At 66.5% G+C, this 20007-nt stretch carries 18 protein-coding genes and 1 tRNA gene; 2 read left to right on the top strand and 17 right to left on the bottom strand.

Annotated elements, in window-relative coordinates:
- The 12 genes from SP5_RS16575 to SP5_RS19565 form a co-directional block, all read right to left on the bottom strand.
- Positions 1-1302, bottom strand: a 1302-nt coding sequence (locus SP5_RS16575) for a hypothetical protein (RefSeq protein WP_042490741.1), incomplete at its 3' end; no start/stop codon positions are given.
- Between the two features lie 487 nt (positions 1303-1789).
- Entirely contained in the window at positions 1790-3598 is a 1809-nt protein-coding gene (locus SP5_RS16570; protein WP_042490739.1) for a site-specific integrase, read from the bottom strand.
- 95 nt (positions 3599-3693) lie between these two features.
- Positions 3694-3768, bottom strand: a tRNA-Glu gene (locus SP5_RS16565).
- Positions 3769-3825: 57 nt separating this feature from the next.
- Positions 3826-5580, bottom strand: a complete 1755-nt coding sequence (gene recJ / locus SP5_RS16560) for a single-stranded-DNA-specific exonuclease RecJ (RefSeq protein WP_042490737.1) — start codon at positions 5578-5580, stop codon at positions 3826-3828.
- A gap of 90 nt (positions 5581-5670) precedes the next feature.
- The gene (locus SP5_RS16555; RefSeq protein WP_042490735.1) at positions 5671-6357 is read right to left on the bottom strand and encodes a prolyl hydroxylase family protein; all 687 of its coding nucleotides are present in this window, start codon (positions 6355-6357) and stop codon (positions 5671-5673) included.
- Positions 6358-6430: 73 nt separating this feature from the next.
- On the bottom strand, positions 6431-7396 hold the full coding sequence (locus SP5_RS16550; RefSeq protein ID WP_157013784.1) for an RcnB family protein: 966 nt from the start codon (positions 7394-7396) through the stop codon (positions 6431-6433).
- Between the two features lie 125 nt (positions 7397-7521).
- Entirely contained in the window at positions 7522-8073 is a 552-nt protein-coding gene (locus SP5_RS16545; protein ID WP_042490733.1) for a (2Fe-2S)-binding protein, read from the bottom strand.
- 36 nt (positions 8074-8109) lie between these two features.
- A complete protein-coding gene (locus SP5_RS16540; RefSeq protein ID WP_042490731.1) occupies positions 8110-9234 on the bottom strand; it encodes a CaiB/BaiF CoA transferase family protein in 1125 nt (374 codons plus the stop codon).
- A 142-nt stretch (positions 9235-9376) separates the two neighbouring features.
- Positions 9377-10561, bottom strand: coding sequence for an acyl-CoA dehydrogenase (locus SP5_RS16535; RefSeq protein WP_042490729.1), 1185 nt, complete (start codon positions 10559-10561; stop codon positions 9377-9379).
- A 211-nt stretch (positions 10562-10772) separates the two neighbouring features.
- Positions 10773-12905 carry a TonB-dependent receptor gene (locus SP5_RS16530; protein WP_052811612.1) on the bottom strand — a complete coding sequence of 711 codons (2133 nt, stop codon included), beginning with the start codon at positions 12903-12905 and terminating at the stop codon, positions 10773-10775.
- Between the two features lie 75 nt (positions 12906-12980).
- Positions 12981-13334, bottom strand: a complete 354-nt coding sequence (locus tag SP5_RS16525) for a hypothetical protein (protein ID WP_052811611.1) — start codon at positions 13332-13334, stop codon at positions 12981-12983.
- Positions 13331-13507: a hypothetical protein gene (locus SP5_RS19565; RefSeq protein WP_167334730.1), complete on the bottom strand. Its 177-nt coding sequence runs from the start codon at positions 13505-13507 to the stop codon at positions 13331-13333. Before SP5_RS19565 ends, SP5_RS16525 begins: the two co-directional genes overlap by 4 nt.
- Before the next feature lie 96 nt (positions 13508-13603).
- Here SP5_RS19565 and SP5_RS16520 point away from each other — a divergent pair, with 96 nt between their 5' ends.
- Positions 13604-14221, top strand: coding sequence for a S24 family peptidase (locus SP5_RS16520; RefSeq protein ID WP_042490727.1), 618 nt, complete (start codon positions 13604-13606; stop codon positions 14219-14221).
- A gap of 138 nt (positions 14222-14359) precedes the next feature.
- On the opposite strand, the gene SP5_RS16515 is transcribed toward SP5_RS16520, so the two are convergent.
- Positions 14360-14545 (bottom strand): hypothetical protein, encoded by a 186-nt coding sequence (locus SP5_RS16515; protein WP_042490725.1) that lies wholly within the window; start codon positions 14543-14545, stop codon positions 14360-14362.
- A gap of 146 nt (positions 14546-14691) precedes the next feature.
- Between SP5_RS16515 and SP5_RS16510 the strand changes: the two genes are divergently transcribed.
- Entirely contained in the window at positions 14692-14919 is a 228-nt protein-coding gene (locus tag SP5_RS16510; protein ID WP_042490723.1) for a hypothetical protein, read from the top strand.
- Positions 14920-15016: 97 nt separating this feature from the next.
- On the opposite strand, the gene SP5_RS16505 is transcribed toward SP5_RS16510, so the two are convergent.
- The 4 genes from SP5_RS16505 to SP5_RS16490 form a co-directional block, all read right to left on the bottom strand.
- Positions 15017-17146 (bottom strand): TonB-dependent siderophore receptor, encoded by a 2130-nt coding sequence (locus SP5_RS16505; protein ID WP_052811610.1) that lies wholly within the window; start codon positions 17144-17146, stop codon positions 15017-15019.
- An 89-nt stretch (positions 17147-17235) separates the two neighbouring features.
- A complete protein-coding gene (locus SP5_RS16500; protein WP_042490721.1) occupies positions 17236-17892 on the bottom strand; it encodes an alpha/beta fold hydrolase in 657 nt (218 codons plus the stop codon).
- Between the two features lie 37 nt (positions 17893-17929).
- A complete protein-coding gene (locus tag SP5_RS16495) occupies positions 17930-18577 on the bottom strand; it encodes a YjbE family putative metal transport protein (protein WP_042490719.1) in 648 nt (215 codons plus the stop codon).
- Between the two features lie 4 nt (positions 18578-18581).
- Positions 18582-19883 carry a CitMHS family transporter gene (locus SP5_RS16490; RefSeq protein ID WP_042490718.1) on the bottom strand — a complete coding sequence of 434 codons (1302 nt, stop codon included), beginning with the start codon at positions 19881-19883 and terminating at the stop codon, positions 18582-18584.
- Between the last annotated feature and the right edge of the window lie 124 nt (positions 19884-20007).

The following is a 20007-nucleotide window of genomic DNA, read 5'->3' as shown; positions in this document are numbered from 1 at the left end:
CCGCAGGACCGAGATGGCGATCTGTTCCGCCTGCGCGCGCTCCCTGGCGAAAGACTTCAACCTGTCGTGGTGGGTCCCGTGGAGTATCTGCGACCGACCCTGATCGTAGATCTTCTTAACGACCTGCGCCAAGGTCATCGGCTCGCCCGCTTTCATGACCTGATCCCCCGAATTCAGTCCGGTCAGGTGCGAGACCATGATCAAGATACCGCGATACTTTCCGCCAGCGCTCAGCACATCGAGACTGGTCCCGACCTTGGCAAGCGCGACCGCGTCACTCTCCTCACGGCAACCCTCCGCGAGCCAGTCGAGCGCCGTCGCCCACCGGCTGGCTAAGCCGGGATGAGGATGGCCGGACGGCTCTACGAGAGCTCGAAGGATCCCACCGATAGGGACGTGAAATGCAGCCATGCCATCCCACACTCCCCGGGCGACATCGAAAGGCACCAGAGGGTGGCGGTACAATCGCGAACCGGGAAGCCAGAGACCGCCGTTCGACTCCAGGATGCCCGAAGATGCTGCGAGCGGCGGCAAGCGCTCGTCGTGCAACGTCTGCTGCCGGAATTGCTCGGGGTCCTGAAAGTAGAGGGAGGTCGCGTCCAAGGCGGCCTTGCATACGATGCGGGCTAGTTTGCGCGAGAAGTGCTGTTCGAAGCCCCGGATCGTCACCGAGAGCACAGCTGGGCACCTGCGAATTACGTCGTAGATCGGCCCCGCCAACCCTGCCAGCTCGACCTCGCATTGGGGTTTCCCGAGCGCGTCCAGCACGATCTCCTTCCACCTGTGGTTGGCCGACGCCATGTTGAGGTAGTGATCCTTGGCACCCTCGGAGAAATCGACCGTGGCCAGCCAGTCCTTTCTGCTCGCGAACTTTACTGGCCCCAGGAGAACAGGAGCGATCCTCTCGAAGCCTTGCGTCCATGCCGGGAGATGGTGGGTGTAAACCTCGCCGGCTCCCTTCAGCCTGGATTCCACCTCGGCCCTGAGCACGCCGAGCGAGCGACCGTCGGCGTCCTGACCGACCTCGGTGAAAGCCCCTTCGGCGTGAAGGTCGGCGATCACCTGCGTCACGACCTTGGTGAACGCGGCGATCTCCACTCGTATCGCTGATGACGGACGACTCTGGAACATCTTCGTCGCGACGGTTCGCAAGATCGGGGTTGCTGCAGTCGTGAAGATACGCTGAGGCCCCGACCTAGCGGTCACGAAGGCAGGCATGCCGGAGCCTGCCAGCGAGAAGCGCTCGCTATGCGTGCGGTCTAGTTCCTCAACGAGCGCCAGTAGGTCGGACTTCAAGCTCATTCGATCACCCCGTCTGCCCACCGGCGCCCCGACCTTCGAAGCTGCGACATATCCGATCGCACGGGTCCGCGCCGCAATACCAGAGCCGCACTTGACCGTGTGCGACATCAAACGACGGTCGGCTGCATTCATCCGCACGTATGACTGCGGACGCTTTCACGTTCGTTCACAATGGCATGGTCAACCGCGTCAGGACCGAACGGGTCATGGGAGATGCGCCCAAAGGGAAGCCGCGCCTATGACGAGCCCTCAGGCGGCTGGGTGCACTCCAACCCGATCGCGAACACACCCATTCACGACGGCATTGAGATAGATGAAGCCGGCGGCGGAACGCATTACTTGCAGGTACGGACGTGTCGTAGTGCACGCGCGCAGATGAACGAAAGGTAGAAGTTGGGGACCGAGCACGACGTCCTGAACGTCCGACTCTAGGTCGAAGCGTTCTGCGTCACGGATACAACGTCAGTATCGCCACGATCGCCTTTTGCTAAATGTCTGTAATGAAGCGCTGGACTACGCGATCCCAGTCCACCTCCGGATAGTTAATCTTTTTGATGGCGTCGCGTAGCACCTGCATATCAGCGCCGCGCCCATAATGCGTGCTGACTGATCCATTGGCATGGCCGAACAACAGGTCAACTATTTCGGCGGGAGCCTTGCCCCGAATTGCCCGTTTGCCGGTGTGGCGGAACGAGTAGAAGACCAGTTCTTGATCGGATAGCCCGATACTATCCAGCAAGTCGTTCATCACCCGCGAAAGGCGCTGTGTCCGGCTGCCATACTTGTTGGTGTCCAGTTCCGGAAACAGCCATTCGGCATTCTCATTCCTTCGCTTGGCCACCAGATCGAGGAAGCCCGCCTTTATGAGGATGGGGTGCAGTGGGATATCGCGCTTGGCACTCGCGGTCTTCATCCGCTTGGCTGGGCCTTCCTGTTCTTCGCGGACGCGCAGGCGATCTGGCTCGATCGCGATGTAGGGAATGCCGTCGTAGGTCCTGATGTTACCTGGACGCAGCTTGCCCAGTTCCTCCAGCCGGCATCCGGTGAAGGGAGCCAAGAGCAAAGTCCAGGCCAGGGTGCTGCGTGCGACACCGCTCTTATTCGGAAGCTCTGCACTGAAGATTTTGACAAGATCCTGCGGTTCGAACGGCAGGCGAGGGTCTTCGATCTCGTTTTTTGGGAGGGACTTGACAGTCTTTGCTACGTTCTCGGTTATGACTTCGAGTTCTTCGACGGCATGATCGAGCATCACGCGGACGGCGGACAGCGCCTTGTTGACGGTTGCGGGCGCGAGTAATTTCAGCCCCTGCGCCTTGGCGAGTTCTACCTGCTCGAGCAGCGGAAGCGCGTTGATCGCCTTGCCTGCGCGCGACGGCAACGCCGCGCACGTCCGGCGATAGGTGCGGACCATCGACGCGGTGATGGTATCGACGGGCGGATCATTGTGCAGGCGGGCGAACCGAGCAATCGCGGTACGCCATTCGTCGACGAGCTTGGGCTCGCGGGGCTGGGACACAGCCCAATCCTCGAAGACCTTGGTAATGGTCGGTGCCGGAGCGTTCGACGAGGTTTCTGCCGACTGAAGGACTGCAGCCGTGTGATGAGTATTTGGCACCACGCCGAACGGAATTGCGGATGGCAGGATGCGCGTGCGGGCCGGATCGATCTTCGGCGTGCAGGCCTCGGAAAGCCTGTCAAGAAAGGCTTGGCCGATCGCTTCGTAGAGCGCTGGGTCGATTGGCTGGGCAATGCCGCTGTTGAACGCGATTGCGAGGATGGCCCAGTCGATCGGATCCAGCGACGGGAGAGTGGAAATCCGCCGTAGCGTTTCAAGCCAAGGCAGCGGGCTGAAGTCCGGCACTGCCTCCAGCATCGTCTTGCGGTCGCCGAAGTTTTGGAGGTCAGGCCGTTCCGGCGGGCTGCCGAAGTCATAGCGCGAACCGGGGTCATGGTCGGTTAGGCCGTGGGCGTGTTGGAAAGCACCGAATTCGAGCGACGCCAGTTTCTGCGCCATGCCTTGCAGTTGCTGGTCGCTGACGCCGTCAAGATAGGCGTCGACCATGGATCGCGCCGATCGGAGCTGCTGGCTGGCGAGGCTGCGCCGCGCTGCCGCAAGCTTCTGGTCGTAAACGATGGCATGCGGGTGATAGCGCTGGCGGGCTTCATCCGGATCGCGCGTATCGAGGGTCCGCTTGTACTCGCGCGACGCGCCGTCAAAGAACGGCCGAAGCGCCTCGGGAATGACCCGACGGAAATAGAAAATGCCGGTGCGAGGATCTTTGAAGGGAGAAGCCATGCGGATCACTTTGTACGCATCCTTTGTACACAAGGATGGGTAAAGCGTCCATGAAGGCCGTCAAAACCGCGCAAACCCGCCATTTTGGCGAGCGCTGGTGACCCCTACGGGAATCGAACCCGTGTTTCAGCCGTGAAAGGGCCGCGTCCTAACCGCTAGACGAAGGGGCCATCGGGTGGCGTGGAGGGGCCTCTAAGGGAGGGCTGCAAAACCGTCAAGCGCTTTTTTCAGTCGGCCCATGCGGCGTCCTCGACATGGAGTTCGGCGACGTCGCGGCCGGACCAGTCGTCGACCCTGGCGCGGCCGACCAGCCACAGGCGGCGGGTGCTGCCCGCGCCCAGCAGAGCCTGGCCCAGCGCGGTGTCGGCCTGGCGGAAGGCCATGGCTTTCAGGCTGCGGCCGTCGGCACCCGCGACGATGGCGCGGACGTGGTTGGTGCCGACCAGATCGGCGCGGATCACGCGGAACGGCCCGGCGGCGATGCGCGGGGCGGGCCAGCCCATGCCATAGGGGCCGCCAGCCTCCATCGCGCCGACCAGGCCGGGATTGACGCCGCCGGGGGCCAGTACCGCATCGACCAGCAGCGCGCGACCCGCACTGGCGCGCACGACGGCGTCGGCAAGGCGTTCCTCCAGGAAGTCGGCCAGTTCGGCGATGCGATGCGCCTCGACCGTCAGGCCCGCCGCCATGGCGTGGCCACCGCCCGCGATCAGCAGGCCGTGCTCCTTGGCCGCCAGGATCGCCGCGCCCAGGTCTACGCCGGAAATCGAGCGGCCCGAGCCCTTGCCCATCCCATGTTCGTCCACCGCGATGACAATGGCCGGGCGGTCGAGCTTTTCCTTCAGCCGCCCGGCAACGATGCCGATGACGCCGGGATGCCAGCCTTTACCCGACACAAGCGCGACGTGCCGGTCGCGGTCGACGGTGGTTTCGGCGGTGGCCTGCACCCCCGCCTCGATCGCGCGGCGTTCGTCGTTGAAATGGTTGAGCTCTTCGGCGATCGCGCGCGCCTCGGCGGGGTCGTCGGTGGTCAGCAGCCGCACGCCCAGATCGGCGCGACCGACGCGGCCGCCCGCATTGATGCGCGGCCCGAGCGCAAAGCCCAGGTCGGAGCAGGTCGGCGCGCGGGTCAGCCGGGCCGCATCGGTCAGCGCGGCCAGACCGATATTGCGCCGCTGCGCCATGACCTTCAGGCCCTGCGCCACGAACGCCCGGTTGAGGCCCTTGAGCTGCGCGACATCGGCCACCGTGCCCAGGGCCACGAGATCGAGCAGGTCGAGCAGGCGCGGCTCGGCCCGGTCGGAAAAGAAGCCGCGGGTGCGCAAGGTGCGGATCAATGCCGCGCCCAGCAGGAAACACACGCCGACCGCGGCCAGATGGCCGTGCGCCGCGCCCTCGGTCTCGTCCAGCCGGTTGGGGTTCACCACCGCATGGGCGCGGGGCAGTTCGGTGGCGCATTTGTGGTGATCGACGACCAGTATCTCGATCCCGGCGTCTTGCGCCGCCGCCAGCGGCTCGAACGCCTGCGCGCCGCAATCGACGGTGACGATCAGGTTCGCGCCCTCTGCCTGAAGGCGCAGCAGTGCCGCCTCGGTCGGGCCATAGCCCTCGGTCATCCGGTCGGGGATATAGGCGCGCGGGGACAGGCCCAGGTCACGAAGCAGGCGTACGAGCACAGCGGCCGAGGTTGCGCCGTCGACATCGTAATCGCCGAAGATCGCGACCGGCTCGCGCGCGATCACCGCATCGGCGAGGCGGGCGGCGGCGCGGTCCATGTCGCGGAAGATCGATGGATCGGGCATGAAGCCCCGGATCGAGGGATTGCGATGCGCCTCGATCTCGTCCGGCGGGCAGCCCCGGGCGAGCAGCAGCTGGGCGACCAGATCGTCATGGCCCAGGCCGTCGCGGGCATCGGCGGCCAGCGCACGCCAGCGCCAGGGCTGGCCCAGGATCGATTGGGCGACGCCGAGAACGTCGGTCATGGGCGGAACTTGAAATCAGGGAAATTCACGGCGATGCCATGCCACGGAGCACAGCGTCGCGACAAGGGCGGCGGCAAAGGGCAGCGGGGATCAACTGACCCAGTTGCCCTCGCGAAACCATTTGGTGATGACATATTTCGTGCCCTCGACCACGGGCATCCCCTCGTGCAGGGTCATCTCATTGGGGCTGCCGTCCGGCTTCATGTTGTTCCAGGCGAGCAGCAGGCCCCGGCGCGGCGCGACGCGGATGCCCGCCTGGGGGAACCATGTCGCCCCGCCTTCGGCCACGTCGTTGAGGTAGATCATCGCGGTCCAGGTCCGCTGTCCGCCATGGACGCGCACCTTTTCCCAATAGCTTTCGCTTTCGTGGAAATAGTCGTGATGGGCGCGGAACTGCTGGCCGGGGGCATAGCGCTGTCCCTGCATCGTCTCGCCCTGCTCGGGCGCGATGCCGAGCAGCGCGGCGATCGATTCGTCGATCGGCTGAACATCGGGGGACCAGCGCGCCATGTCGCAGCTTTCCGAGGTGCGGAAGCCGTAATCCGGCCGGTCGGACAACAGGGTCGAGGGCCGCCGGTTGGCATCGATCATCGCCATCAGCGTGTCGCACTGGGCCGCCGTCAGGAAGTCGGGATGATAATAGATCTGCGCCGTGTCGGTCGCCACGCGCGTCACCGCCGGGTTCGCATCGAGATGCCCGGCGACCGTTACCGCGAAACGAGCGCGCAAGGGCGAGGCGGCGGGGTGGCCCTTCGGCTTCCTCTGGAAGAACGACATGGTCGCCGATGTGCGACGATGCTTGCGGAAAGACAAGAGGGGAGGGACGCCTTGCACGTCCCTCCCGCCCCGGTCACCAGAAGATGTCGTAGACCACGTCGACGACCATCCCGCTGCGCAGGTCGACCAGCACCGCGTCGTTATAATAGCGCACCCAGCGGTACGAGCCGTAAGCGGGCGGCAGGCGATAGGCGTAAGGGTCGTCCAGCCAGTAATTCTGGCCGAAGAACATAGGCTCCAGGATCACCCCGCTGGAGAAACGCTGATAGCCATAGCCGCCATTGGGGCCGTAATAGCGCGGCAGGTGATAGGCGCCCCGGTTCAGCGAGCGCCAGCCCATCCAGTCATAGCGCCGGTCGCCGCGCCAGCCGCGATTCCACTGGTTCGCCCAGGCCCGGCGCTCGCCAAAGCCATAGGCCTGGTCGTGCTGGTCGCGCCAGTCGCCGAAGCTGCGGCGCCAGCGGTCGCGGTCGTCCCGCTGGCGCCGCTCGTCGTCGCGCCAGCGCTGATCCTGGCCCCGATCCTGCCACTGGTCCCGGCGGTCGTCTCGCCATGAGCCGGGGCCGCGATCCTGTCGATCGACGCGCACGCCGCTGGGACCTGGATCGGGTTGCGGCCTCGGAGTGGGCCGCGACTGATCGCGCCAATTGCCGCGATTGCCACCCCATGAACGCTCTTCGCCCGGGACTGGCGCGGGGGAGGGCTCGGGCCGCCAGCGGTCGCCACGACGGCCGCCATCGCGCTGCTCGAACCGGGGAGCGGGCTGGGGCGCACGGGGTGCCTCGGGATGGTCGGGGCGGAAGGCCGGGCGGTTTTCGGGGAAGGCTTCGCGATTGTTGAAGATCGGGCGACCCTCGCTCCGCTCGACGCGACCGGCAGGGCCGCCACCGGGGCCACCGGGGCCGCCACGCGGCGGGCCGCCTTCGGGGCGACCCTGCGGGCCGCGATCCATCATCGCCTGCGCGCTCGCCATGCCGGGCATCGCCCCTGCCACCATCGCGGTCGCCGCCAGCAGAGCCGCCATCCAATGCCTGTTCATTGTGCCCGTGTCCCATGTGTCGGCGCACGAGCCGACCCTGATCATGAAGGGTTTATGGCATGACGGCGTTGAGCGATTGCTGAACTGGCCTGTCAGCAACGGGAAAGAATCGGCTCGATGCGGGTTTACTCGTCCCGCATCGCGCCGGACACCAGCGCGGGTACGGCGCGGGCGGCATCGCCGGGATCGGTGCCGGGCATCGGCGCGGCGGGGATGGTCTCCTCACCACGGGCCGCGCGGGCGGCGCGCTGGATCGCTTCGACCAGGCGCGGATAGATGCCGCAGCGGCAGAGATTGGTGATCTGTGCGCGGATCAGTTCTTCGGACGGATCGGGATTCTTCCGGATCAGCGCGGCGGCGGCCATGACCATGCCGGGAATGCAATATCCGCACTGGCTGACATTGGCGGCGAGGAATGCCTGTTGAACGGGGTGCGAGCGGTCGCGCGACAGCCCCTCGATCGTGGTGACGACGCGGCCCTCGATCCGGCCGATCGGCACCTTACAGCTGCGGACCGCGCGGCCGTCGATATCGACCGTACACGCGCCGCAATCGCCCGTACCGCAACCATATTTGGTGCCGGTCAGGTTCGACGCGTCGCGCAGCGCCCAGAGCAGGGGCGTGTCGGGCGGCAGGCGATAGCGGATAGGCTGGTTGTTGACGGTGAAGCTGGACATCGCGGAAGCGGGCTTAGCCGATGCCGGGGCAGGGGGCTACCGGCCCAGCATCGGCGCAGCGCGGTCGAGCGCGAGGTCCGCGTCGGAAAAGCGGATCGGCGTGCGGACGCCCGGCACGGTCGATCCGTCCGGCCGTTCGGGTCGGATCGCCAGGCCGCGCGCAATCACCTGCGGGTCGGCAAAGGCCTGTTCGACCGTGTTGATCGGCCCGGCCGGAACGCCTGCCGCCTCCAGCGCCGCGAGAAGTTCGTCGCGCGGCCAGCGGGCGGTCGCGGCCTCGATGATCGGTGTCAGGGCGGCTCGATGTTCGCAGCGCAGGGCGTTGGTCGCGTAAAGCGGATCGTCGCCATCGATCCCGACGACGTGTGCGAAACGGCGGAACTGCGCGTCGTTGCCGACTGCCAGGATGAACCAGCCGTCGCTTGCCGGGAAGGCGGCATAGGGCACGATATTGGGATGTGCGTTGCCCAGCCGGGTCGGCGTCCGGCCCGAGGCGAGATAGTTCATCGCCTGGTTGGCCAGTACGCCGGTCATCGTGTCGAGCAGTGCCATGTCGATCTGCTGCCCGCGCCCGGTCTGGATCCGCATGTGGAGGGCAGCTTGGATCGCGATGACGGCATAGAGTCCGGTCATGATATCGGCCAGCGCCACGCCGATCTTCTGCGGCGCCCTGTCCGGTTCGCCGGTCAGGTCCATGATGCCGCTCATGCCCTGTACGATAAAGTCGTATCCGGCGCGCGGCGCATAGGGACCGTCCTGCCCGAAGCCGGTGATCGAGCAATAGATCAGGCGCGGATTTGTCGCCGACAGGCTGTCGTAATCCAGGCCATAGCGGGCAAGGCCGCCGAGCTTGAAATTCTCGATGACCACATCGGCGTCGGCGATCAGCGCGCGGACCTTCGCCTGTCCCTCTGGCGTGGCGAAGTCGGCGACGACCGACGACTTGCCGCGATTGGCCGCATGGAAATAGGCCGCGTCCTGTGTGCCGTCCGGGTTGGGAATGAAGGGCGGCCCCCAGCGGCGCGTATCGTCGCCATCGGGGCTTTCGACCTTGACCACCTCCGCGCCGAGATCGGCCAGCACCTGACCCGCCCAGGGACCGGCGAGGATACGGGCGAGTTCGACGACCTTCAGTCCGACGAGGGGAGCGGGTTTTGTCATCCTAATTCCACCCCATCGCAAGATGGGGAGGGGGACCGCGCCCGCAGGGCGTGGTGGAGGGGCCGGGGCATAAGCCCCTCCACCATCGCTGACGCGATGGTCCCCCTCCCCAAGCATAGCTTGGGGAGGATTGGGGAGGGGATCAAAACGCCGCGATCCCGGTGATGGCGCGGCCCAGGATCAGCGCGTGGACGTCGTGCGCGCCTTCATAGGTGTTGACCGTTTCCAGGTTCATCAGGTGGCGCATCACCTGATATTCACCCGAAATGCCGTTGCCGCCATGCATGTCGCGGGCGACACGGGCAACGTCCAGGGCCTTGCCGACATTGTTGCGCTTCACGATCGAGATCATCTCGGGCGCGAACCGGCCTTCGTCCATCAGCCGTCCGACACGAAGCGACGCCTGCAGGCCCAGCGCGATCTCGGTTTCCATGTCGGCCAGCTTCTTCTGGTACAGCTGCGTCGCGGCCAGCGGCCGCCCGAACTGCTTGCGGTCCAGGCCATATTGGCGTGCCGCGTGGAAGCAGAACTCCGCCGCGCCCAGCGCGCCCCAGCTGATGCCGTAGCGCGCGCGGTTGAGGCAGCCGAACGGCCCCTTCAGTCCCTCGACATGCGGCAGCAGGGCGTCTTCGCCGACCGCCACCTCGTCCATCATCACCATGCCGGTGATCGAGGCGCGCAGGGACAGCTTGTTCTCGATCTTCGGCGCGGACAGGCCCTTCATGCCCTTTTCCAGCACGAAGCCCCGGATCGCGCCACCATGCGCCTCCGACTTCGCCCAGATCACGAAGACATCGGCGATGGGCGAGTTGGAAATCCAGGTCTTGGCGCCCGACAGGACATAGCCGCCCTCGACCTTCTTGGCGGTGGTGCGCATCCCGCCGGGGTCGGAACCGGCATCGGGTTCGGTCAGCCCGAAACAGCCGATCCACTCGCCGCTCGCCAGCTTGGGCAGATAGCGATGCTTCTGTTCGTCCGAGCCGTAAGCATGGATCGGATACATGACGAGGCTGGACTGCACGCTCATCATCGAGCGGTATCCGCTGTCGATCCGCTCCACCTCGCGCGCGATCAGGCCGTAAGCGACATAGGATGCGCCCACGCCGCCGAACTCTTCGGGGATGGTGGGGCCGAGCAGGCCCAGCTGACCCATCTCGCGGAAGATGTCCGGGTCGGTATGTTCGTTGGCAAAAGCGTCGATGATGCGCGGCGCCAGCCGGTCGTCGGCATAGGCGCGCGCGGTGTCGCGGATCATCCGCTCGTCATCGGTCAGCTGGTCGTCGAGCAGGAACGGGTCCGCCCAGTCGAACTTGCCCATCGGGGACATTGGTTTCTCTCCTTATGTCCCCGCTTCTCGGGAAGGCGACGCGTTTTGTCCACCCCCGGTGCCTATTCCTCCCCTGCAAGGGGAGGGGAACCATGCGCAGCATGGTGGAGGGGTGTCACCCGTGATGAGGGCAGGAAACCTCGCCGACCTGGACACCCCTCCGACATGCCTGCGGCCTGCCACCTCCCCTGCAAGGGGAGGAAAGACCGGCTTACAGCCTGAAGCTGAGCGTCGCGCGCAGGTCGCGACCGGCCAAAGGCGCGAAGTCCTTCAGGACGCTGGCATGGCGGCGCGCATCCACGTCGAAGATGTTGTTCGCCGACAGGGTCAGTGTCGTCGGATTGACCGCGCCCCAGGGCTTCAACTGGACCGAGGCGTTGACCAGCGTGAAGCCGTCGGTCGGCGTTTCCAGGCCCAGCACGCGGGTCTGCTTGAAGCTGCGCTCCACCTCGACGCGCGCATTCACGCTCTCAGAGTGCGCTTCCAGCCCGCCGAGCAGGCGCAGCGGCGGGATGCGCGGGGCGGGGCCGGTGCCGATGATCTGGGCATGGACATAATCGCCCAGCAGGTCGGCATTGATCGCATATTGGCCGATCGTGGCGAGGCGCAGCGAGCCCTCCGCCTCGATGCCGTAATAGCGGGCATCGGCCTGGGCATAGGCGAAGCAGGGCAGGTCGACCTCGCGGCCCGAGGGCGCGGCGGCGGCTTCGCACGGACCCTGCTGGACTAAGGCGTCATAGATATAGTTGGAGAAGCGGTTGTAATAGGCCGAGGCGTCGAAGCTATAGCCTTCGCCATGCCCGTGGACGGTCGCCTCGATGCCCCAGCTCGACTCCTTCTTGAAGTCCGGATTGCCCAGTTCATAAGCTTCGGTCCCGGCATGGGGGCCGTTGGCGAACAGCTCCTCGGCGGACGGCGCGCGCTCGGTGCGCGACAGGTTCAGGCCCGCCCGCCAGTCGGGCGCGAAGCCGTAGCTGGCGCCGATCGAGCCTGAAAAGGCGTCGAAGCTGCGCTGGCCCCGGAAGAAGCGGTCGTCGCTGACGGCCGTGCGCGCAGTCAGCGAGGTGTGCTCGTAGCGCGCACCCGCCTCCATCTTAAAGGCGCCGCGATCCAGCTGTTGCAGGGTGAACAGGCCGACCTGCGCGGTGTTGTTGCGCGGCAGGAACGCCTCCTCGCCGCGCACATCAAAGTCGCGGTTGAAGAACTGGACGCCGGACGCGCCCTGCCAGCCGTTCCGCTTGGTCTGGACCAGTTCCAGGCGGCTTTCGATACCCTTGTTGTAGAACGCCGTGCCGACCTCGCCGCTCTCCTCCAGCTCGAAATGGCGATATTCGGCCGCCCCGGCGCGCAGGCGGATGCGGTCGAGGAAGCCGCCGCCCGTCTCGATCTCGCCGCGCAGGTCGAGGCGGTTCTGGACCAGGCTGAGGCGCGGGGCTTCGGGTTCCTCGCCCCCCGGCGTCAGGGTGTAGCGGACCGGCACGCCGTACAGGCTGTCATAATGGCTATAGGCGATGCCCAGCGATCCGGTGTCGGTGATCAGCGCACCGCCCAGTCCTGCCGTCCAGGTCTCGCTGGCGGTGTTGGGCAGGCGGCCGCGCAAGGACGCGATCGCGCCGAAGTCGAGCGGGTCATTGGGGGCCTGCGCCGCCGACGCCTGCGCCTCGGCACGGGCGCGGGGGGACAGGACATAGCCGCCGATCTTCAGGTCGTCGGTCTTCAGGTACGAGCCATCGGCGTGCAGCACGAACTGCTTGCCGACCGCGACATCCGCCGCGCCCGCCACCGAACGCTCGGTCGCGGCCGAGCCATAGGTCGCCATGCCTGACAGGCGATAACCCTTTTCCGGCACCGAGCGCGGGATGCGCGTGTCGATGACGTTGACCACGCCGCCCACCGCCGACGAACCGAACAGCAGTGCGGAGGGACCGCGCAGCACCTCGACCCGTTCGGCGAGCAGCGGGTTGATGACGACGGCATGGTCGACGCTGGTGTTCGACACGTCGATCGAACCAATGCCATCGGTCAGCACGCGGATACGCTCGCCCTGGAAACCGCGCAGCACGGGGCGCGAGGCGTTGGGGCCGAACGAGGTCGCCGACACGCCCGGCTGGCGCGCCAGCGTCTCGCCGATGGTCGGGCGGATCGAGCGTTCCAGTTCCGCGCCGGTGACGATCGAAGTGCCCGACAGCACATCGGCCTCCGACTGCTGGACCGGCGCGGTCACGACGATCTCGCGGCCGCGATTGGCCGCCGTGGCGTTGGTGGTCTGCGCGGCGGCGGGAGCGGCCAGCAGGCTGGCAAGCGCGGTGACGGACAGGCCGGACAGGAGAACGGGCTTGAACAAGGGACGGCTCCGATTTGTGATGCCATGCCGACTACAGTCTTGTTACAACATATCAAGGAAAAATTCATGAGCCTGTCATCCGTTCGCCGCGTCCAGGCATAGCAGGACGCGCAACCCGCGCGGTTCCGTCTCCACCGCGATGTCGGCGATCAGGTCGCGGCCGAGCGGAATGTCCGCCTCGGGCAGGGCGGCCAGCCAGCGGGTCAGGGCGGGGCCGGGCATGGCGTCGAGCGTCAGGACGATCACCGATCCGCTGAACGTCGCCGAACACCAGGGTTCGACCATGGCGACCGTCAACCGCACCGCGCATCCGGCGCGCGCCGCATGGGCGACCAGCGTGCGGGCCAGCCGTTCGCCGCGATCGGCGGGGCGGCGGCTGGAGGTGGTGCGCGGCGACGGGGCGCGCTCGATCCGGGCATGAACGGTCATGCGGTCTGTCCCTTGATGAAGGCGGTGACGCGCGCGATCATCTCAGGCCCCGGCTCGCGCCCCTTGCGCAGGTCGCTGACCAGCCGGGGATCGTTGACCGCCAGCCGCCCGAACTTCGTCTCGGGCATGAGGCTGGCCTTCAGATAGCGGTCGATCACTCCCAACAATTCCATGGACATTCTCCCAAAGTCCGATTCTTGTTCCTGTGTTCATGATCTGTTCTGATTTCCAACTTGTCTAGGAAAATTCCTATGCCTATATTCAGGAGTATGGCAGGCATGGACATCAGGACGACATTACAGGCGCTTGCGGCGGATGCCGGGGTCAGCCTGGCGGCCTTGTCGCGGATGATCGGCCGCAACGACGCCTATCTCCAGCAGTTCGTGCAGCGCGGCAGCCCGCGTGTGCTGGCGGAAGCCGACCGGCGGCAGCTGGCGGAGTTTTTCGGGGTGGCCGAGACGCGGCTGGGCGCGCTGCCCGAAACCGGACCGATGCTGGTCCCCCGGCTGGCGGTCGCGGCGTCGGCGGGGCCGGGGGCGACGGTCGATGACGAGGTGATGATCGGCGTCGAGGCGATCGATCGCGGGCTGGCGAGGCGGCTGGGGCTCAGCGACGGGGCGGCTTCGGTGATCCGGGTGCGGGGGGATTCGATGGCGCCGGGGCTGCTCGACGGCGATCATCTGGTGGTCGATCAGCGCGACGTCCGGCCCAATGCGCGCGGCGGGCTTTACGTGATCCGGGTCGGCGATGTGCTGATGGTCAAGCGGGTGCGGCTGGGGGCAGGGGGGCTGGTCGCGACCAGCGACAACCCCGCCGCGCCGCCGGTGCCGGACGGTCCGATCGCGGTGATCGGTCGCGTCGTCTGGCAGATGCGGCTGCCGAGCTGATCCTCCCCGCTCGCGGGGAGGGGGACCGTCGCGTCAGCGACGGTGGAGGGGGATTGCGACGAGGGACGACCTTTGTGGAAGCCCCCCCTCCGTCAGGCCTTCGGCCTGCCACCTCCCCGAACCGGGGAGGATTATGATTTACCTACCCCACCACCAGATCAGCAGCGCCACGACGATCCCGATCGCCAGACCGATCAATACCCCCATGGTAACCTCGCCGGTCGCCAGCCCCGCGACGATCCCGCCGACCACGCCCAACGCGATGAAGATGCCCCCGGCATGAGCGGAAGACTGGGGAGGGCGCGGTATTTGCGGGTCGTTCATGGCGCCATTCCTGCCATGCGCGGGGGCACGAAACCAGCCATCCATGGTCGAAACCGGGTTAACCATCTCGGGGGGTGGTTAAATTCATAACCTATGCTTAGGGGTGCCCTCCGAAGTTTCACGGCGCGGTTCCGGGGGGAGATTCCATGCGCGATTTTCGCGACGCTTATGTCGCGCCATTCCTGACCGGTCGAGATGTGGCGGACGCCGCCGAGATGATGGAAACCTTTGGCCTGGCGGCGAGCGGCGAAGCCGCTGCCCGCGCCGATCGCAGCCGCGACCAGGGCAATCACATCCATTTCTGTCGCTGGCGCCAGATCGAGCGGCTGATCGACCTGCTGTCCTGCCAGGAGGCGGTCGGCACCGTTCACTAGGTGTCTGGTCCCGGCATGTGGTCGATCCGGCCGATGGTGACGACCATGACTTCGGCCTTCACGGCGTCGTTTCCCTCGTCGACCGACCGGCCTCCGGTCAGAAGCGAAAGCGCAATTCCGCCAGCATGGTCCGGGGTTCGCCCGGGAAGCTGCCGCTTTGCAGCGAGAAGCCGGAGGCGGCATAGCGTCTGTCGAACAGGTTATCGACGCGCAGCATCAGCTCCATGATGCCCAGCGACTTGGTGATCGAGGCATCGAAGATCGTATAGGGCTGTACCGCCTGGCCCGACAGGCTGATCCGGCTCGACAGATATTCGCCACCAAAGCCGATCGCGGTGCCGATCGGGGCGACCTGATAACGGGTCCAGAAGCCGAGCTGGTGCTGCGGCGCATTGGCGAAGCGGTTGCCGACCGCATTGGTCAGCGACTGGCCCGCAACGGTGCCGGTGATCCGGGTGTCGTTATAGGCGTAATTGGCCATCAGCGCCCAGCTGGGCGTGATGTCGGTCGCCAGGTCGATCTCGATCCCCTTGCTCGTCACCTGGCCGATGGGGCGCAGCTGATCCTGCCCGTTGACGGGCGCAAGGCTGGGATCGACCTGAAGCATGTTGCGACGGACGATCCGATAGACCGCCGCATTGGCCTGGAGCCGCCCGCCCAGCAGCACCGACTTGACGCCGCCTTCGACCTGCCCGCCCGTGACCGGCGCGAAGGGGCCGCCCGCATCGGGATTCTGGTTGGCGGCGCTTTGCGGCTCGAAACTGCCCGACCAGCTGGCGTAGAGCGACACGTCCTTGCGCGGCTTGACGATCGCCCCGGCGCGATAGGTGAAGCGGCCGTCGCTGTAGGACGGGTTCGCGGTCACTCGCCCGGCGGTGGTGGTGGTCACCGCGTCGTCGAACTGGTCGTAACGGACACCGCCGACCAGCAGCAGCGCATCGGTGACGCTGACCTGATCCTGAAGATAGGCGCCCTTGCGCCGGGTGCGGGTATCCGTCTTGGCGAAGGGCAGGGCGGCGGCGCGGGCCACGTCGAGGCCGGTCGCGGTATAGACCGGCTTGCCGAGGCTCAGCGGCGTGACGCCCGAGCGCAGGATGCGCGAGTTGAGGATGCTGGTTTCGTCATACCAGTCGGCACCCGCCTGGAATTTGTGGACCATGCCGAACAGCGGCACTTTTGCGGTTGCGTTGGCCATGAAGGACAGGCCGTCGACGTCGCGGATCTGGTCGCGGAACTCGCGCGCGATCAGGTCGGAGCTGCCGCTCACGAAGCCGCGGGCCTCGTGATATTGCTGGGTTTCCGTCGCCTTGAAATAGCGCGCGCCCGCATCGAAAGTGATCGCGTCGCCGATCGCGGTGGCGTAGCGCGCCTGATAGGCCTGCGACTTCAGATGGAGGAAGTCGGTGGGTTCATTGGCGTTCCAGCGGATATCGCCCAGGAAATTGCCGTCATTGTCGACCGGCACGCCGCGCAGCCGATTGCCGCGCAGGAAATTGTCATAGACCGTGGCCTGCACGGTCAGCTTGCCGCCCTGGTTGGTGCGGAAGGACAGGCCGCCATCGCCGATCAGCGACGTGTTCTTCGTATTGTAGCGAAAGGGCTTCATCGCCTCGTAGAAGCCGCCCAAGCGATAGGTGACGACGCCGTCCGCATCGACCTTGCCCGTCGCCTCCGACGAAAGGCCCGCGCGATCGTAATTGCCCAGCGTCGCGACCGTGCGCAACGCACTGACCTCGCTGGGCGTCTTCGAGACGTAGTTGATGATGCCGCCCGGCGATCCGGGACCGAAGAACAGACCTGCGGGTCCCTTCAGCACCTCGACCCGGCTGACGGTGAACAGCTGCGGCACCGAGAAACCGATAAAGGGATTGCCGCGCTGACCGTCATAGAAGGACTGGTCCTGTCGAAAGCCGCGAAAGGTGACGCCCGCATAGCTGAAGGCGCTGACGCCCGAGATGTTGCGATAAAGATCGGTCGCATCGCGCGCACCCTGGTCGGTGATCAGGTCCTCATTGATGACCTGCAGCGCCTGCGGAATGTTCAACGGATTCTCGGCCACCTTGCCGACGGTCGTCGTGTCGACCCGGTAGAGATGCTGCGCGCGCCCGGTCACGACGATGTCCTCGCCAGGGGGAGGGGTGTCCGCGATGGGGTCCGTCATCGCCGCCATGGCGGGGGCACAGATCATCAAGGCGGCCAGGCTGGCCGCACCGTTCAGGACATTCATCGCTTAACCCACTTATCGCTATCGACTCGCATTAACGGCCATAACGTCGGGGCGCAACCATGGTTTGCGGCGGCGCCGCGAAGGACTCGTCAGCCTTGCAACCAGTCGCGCAGCAACATGGTCACTTCGCCGGGGCGCTCGATCGGGGCCAGATGGCCGCAATGGCGGATCTCGTGGAAACGCGCTTCCGTGATGCGGTCCGCCAGCGCGCGTGCGTCGGCGGGCAGGCAGATGCGGTCGCGATCGCCCACCGCGACCAGCGTCGGCACCCGCACCGCCGCGATGGCGGGGGCGATGTCGGGGCGCGCGAGCAGGGCGCGTTGCTGCCGCTCGAACACGGCGGCCCCGACGCGCTCGGCCATGGCCTGCACCGGGCCGCTGACGATCGGGGTGAGGGCCGGGTCGGCATGCGGCGCGGTGGCGAGCAGGCCCTGGTCGGCGACGGTGCGCGGGCGCATCTGCATCGAGGCGCGGGTGCCGAACAGCGCCACCCGCTGCACCCGGTCGGGGGCCTGGCGGACGATCTCCAGCGCGACATAGCCGCCCAGGCTGACGCCCGCGACCGCGAAGCGCGGCGGGGCATGGGCCAGCACGCGCGCCGCCATCGCCTCCAGCGTGTCGTCGACGGTCAGGTCGCCCAGCATCGGATGGGTGATGTCGCTCAGGTCGACGACCTGTCTTGCCCAAAGCTGTCCGTCGCATCCCATGGCGGGCAGCAGGACGAGGGGCGGCGCGTTGCGGATCATGGCTATGTCTCCCGAAGAATGAGGTTGCGCGGAGGCGTCAGGCGAACAGGGTCAGGAGGCCGCGCGACGGGTCGGTCAGTCCTTCCCAGATCATCTTGCCCGCGACCCACAGGATGACGAGCAGACCGATATAGGCGAGCCAGCGATAGCGCTCGATCACGCGCGCCAGGACATTGGCGGCGAGGCCCATCAAGGCGACCGACAGGATCAGGCCGATGGCGAGGATGCCCGGATGGTCGCGCGCCGCGCCCGCGACCGCCAGGACATTGTCGAGGCTCATCGAGATGTCGGCGACCGCCACCGCCCAGGCGGCGGCCCAGAAGCGGCGCGGGGCCTGTTCGGCGAGGGGATCGTCTTCGCCCGCGCCACCGCGCAGCTCGCGCCACATCTTCCACGCGACCCAGACCAGCAGCAACCCGCCCGCCAGCACCAGCCCGACGATCTGGAGCAGCTGCGTCACCACCAGCGCGAAACCGATACGCAGGACCAGCGCGGCGACGATCCCGACCAGGATCACCTTGCGCCGCATCGCCGGGGGCAGCCCCGCCGCCAGCGCGCCGACGACGATGGCGTTGTCGGCGGCCAGCAGGACGTCGATCATCACGACCTGGGCAAAGGCGGCGAGCGCGGCCGGAGAGCCGATCGCGGCGAAGTCGGCGACGATATGCTGCCAGAGCGTTGCCATCGGATCAGCCCACCAGCGGGAAGGCGAGAACCGCCATCCCGACCAGCGTCATGACCACGCATACCACGGCGGCGGGAACCAGCGTGAAGCGCTGGTGATCGGCGAGATCGATGCCCGCCAGGCTGACCAGCAGATAGGTGGACGGCACCAGCGGGCTGAGCAGATGGACCGGCTGGCCCATCAGCGAGGCGCGGGCGATCGCCATCGGCGATACGCCGTAATGCGCGCCCGCCTCGGCCAGGATCGGCAGCATCCCGAAATAAAAGGCGTCGTTCGAGATGAAGAAGGTGAAGGGCAGGCTGAGCATCGCGGTGATCGGCGCCATGTACGGCCCCAGGACCGGCGGGATGAAGCCGACGACTTCCTGGCTCATCGCCTCGACCATGCCGGTGCCCGACAGGATGCCGGTGAAGATACCGGCCGCGAAGATCAGCGAGACGACCGACAGGACATTGCCCGCATGGGCGGCGATCCGCTCCTTCTGCTCGGCGACCTGCGGATAGTTGACGATCATGGCGATGGCGAAGGCCAGCATCATCAGCACCGACAGCGGCAGGATGCCCGACACCAGCCCGGCGATCAGCGCCAGCGTCAGCGCGCCGTTGAACCAGCGCAGGTGCGGGCGGCGGGCCTCGGGGAACTGCGACACGGCCATGCCGGTGAAGGCGGTCGGTTCGTTGGCCTTCACATGGCCGATGCGGCGGCGCTCCTTGCGGCCGAACCAGATCGCCAGGCCGATCAGGAAGGCGAGACCTGCGATCATGCCGGGGATCAGCGGCAGGAAGAGGGTGGCGGGATCGAGCTTCAACGCGCTGGCGGCACGCGCGGTCGGGCCGCCCCAGGGGGTCAGGTTCATGATGCCGCTGGTGCTCATGAGCAGGCAGCACAGGTACAGCCGGTTCATGTCGTACCGCTTGTAGAGCGGCAGCAGCGCGGCGATGGTGATGATGTAGGTCGTCGACCCGTCGCCATCCAGGCTGACGATCGCGCACAGCACCACCGTGCCGATCAGGATCGCCATCGGATCGCCATGGACCACCCGCAACAGTCGGTTGACCAGCGGATCGAACAGGCCGGTATCGGTCATGATCGAGAAGAACAGGATGGCGAACAACAACATCACGCCGGTCGGCGCGAGGTTCTTGATGCCGTCGATCATCATGTCGCCCAGGCCGGAGGCGAAACCGGCGATCAGCGCGAAGGCAGTCGGCACGACGATCAGCGCGACGAGCGGGGTCATCCGCTTCGTCATGATGAGCGTCATGAAGGTGGCGACCATCAGGAAGCCAAGCAGGGCAAGATCCATCGAAGGATGCTCCGGGGAAGGAGGAAAGGACGTTTCGAGCGGAATGACGGGAGGCCGATCCACCCCTCCCCTTCAGGGGAGGGGCCGGGGGTGGGGCGCTTCCCGCGAGCGCGACGCTTGTGGA

This window comes from Sphingomonas parapaucimobilis NBRC 15100, from assembly GCF_000787715.1.
In the GTDB taxonomy this organism is placed as follows: Bacteria; Pseudomonadota; Alphaproteobacteria; order Sphingomonadales; family Sphingomonadaceae; genus Sphingomonas; species Sphingomonas parapaucimobilis.
The sequence above is the reverse complement of the archived record's forward strand: the minus strand, read 5'-3'. Positions and strand labels throughout refer to the sequence as shown.

Coding starts and splice junctions, on each gene's coding strand:
- SP5_RS16570 (WP_042490739.1), bottom strand. CDS start 3,598: ATGGCTTCTCCCTTCAAAGATCCTCGCACCGGCATTTTCTATTTCCGT.
- recJ (WP_042490737.1), bottom strand. CDS start 5,580: ATGACCGACGTTCTCGGCGTCGCCCAATCGATCCTGGGCCAGCCCTGG.
- SP5_RS16555 (WP_042490735.1), bottom strand. CDS start 6,357: ATGTCGTTCTTCCAGAGGAAGCCGAAGGGCCACCCCGCCGCCTCGCCC.
- SP5_RS16550 (WP_157013784.1), bottom strand. CDS start 7,396: ATGAACAGGCATTGGATGGCGGCTCTGCTGGCGGCGACCGCGATGGTG.
- SP5_RS16545 (WP_042490733.1), bottom strand. CDS start 8,073: ATGTCCAGCTTCACCGTCAACAACCAGCCTATCCGCTATCGCCTGCCG.
- SP5_RS16540 (WP_042490731.1), bottom strand. CDS start 9,234: ATGACAAAACCCGCTCCCCTCGTCGGACTGAAGGTCGTCGAACTCGCC.
- SP5_RS16535 (WP_042490729.1), bottom strand. CDS start 10,561: ATGTCCCCGATGGGCAAGTTCGACTGGGCGGACCCGTTCCTGCTCGAC.
- SP5_RS16525 (WP_052811611.1), bottom strand. CDS start 13,334: ATGACCGTTCATGCCCGGATCGAGCGCGCCCCGTCGCCGCGCACCACC.
- SP5_RS19565 (WP_167334730.1), bottom strand. CDS start 13,507: ATGGAATTGTTGGGAGTGATCGACCGCTATCTGAAGGCCAGCCTCATG.
- SP5_RS16520 (WP_042490727.1), top strand. CDS start 13,604: ATGGCAGGCATGGACATCAGGACGACATTACAGGCGCTTGCGGCGGAT.
- SP5_RS16515 (WP_042490725.1), bottom strand. CDS start 14,545: ATGAACGACCCGCAAATACCGCGCCCTCCCCAGTCTTCCGCTCATGCC.
- SP5_RS16510 (WP_042490723.1), top strand. CDS start 14,692: ATGCGCGATTTTCGCGACGCTTATGTCGCGCCATTCCTGACCGGTCGA.
- SP5_RS16505 (WP_052811610.1), bottom strand. CDS start 17,146: ATGAATGTCCTGAACGGTGCGGCCAGCCTGGCCGCCTTGATGATCTGT.
- SP5_RS16500 (WP_042490721.1), bottom strand. CDS start 17,892: ATGATCCGCAACGCGCCGCCCCTCGTCCTGCTGCCCGCCATGGGATGC.
- SP5_RS16495 (WP_042490719.1), bottom strand. CDS start 18,577: ATGGCAACGCTCTGGCAGCATATCGTCGCCGACTTCGCCGCGATCGGC.
- SP5_RS16490 (WP_042490718.1), bottom strand. CDS start 19,883: ATGGATCTTGCCCTGCTTGGCTTCCTGATGGTCGCCACCTTCATGACG.